Origin of the sequence: Mesorhizobium sp. M1A.T.Ca.IN.004.03.1.1, assembly GCF_003997555.1 — a bacterium.
Lineage (GTDB): Bacteria > Pseudomonadota > Alphaproteobacteria > Rhizobiales > Rhizobiaceae > Mesorhizobium.
This window is the reverse complement of record NZ_RZTV01000565.1, coordinates 1-259: the sequence shown is the minus strand read 5'-3', so window position 1 is coordinate 259 and position 259 is coordinate 1. Positions and strand designations below refer to the sequence as shown.

Genomic DNA, 259 nt, shown 5'->3' with positions numbered 1-259 from the left:
CTTGTCTGCCAGAGGTGTGCGCCTGCTTTCGACCGGCGGCACGTTTAAAGCGATCACCGCTGCCGGTCTTGCCGTCACCGATGTCTCCGAAATCACCGGTTTTCCGGAGATCATGGATGGGCGTGTGAAGACGCTGCATCCAACGGTGCATGGCGGCCTGCTGGCGATCCGTGACGATGGCGAACACCAGGAGGCGATGAAAAAGCACGGCATCGAGGGCATCGATCTCGCCGTCATCAACCTCTACCCCTTCGAAGAC

At 59.8% G+C, this 259-nt stretch carries 1 pseudogene; it reads left to right on the top strand.

What is annotated here, in order from left to right:
* Positions 1 to 259, top strand: a pseudogene (purH, locus tag EOD29_RS32900) (bifunctional phosphoribosylaminoimidazolecarboxamide formyltransferase/IMP cyclohydrolase); the annotation flags it as partial.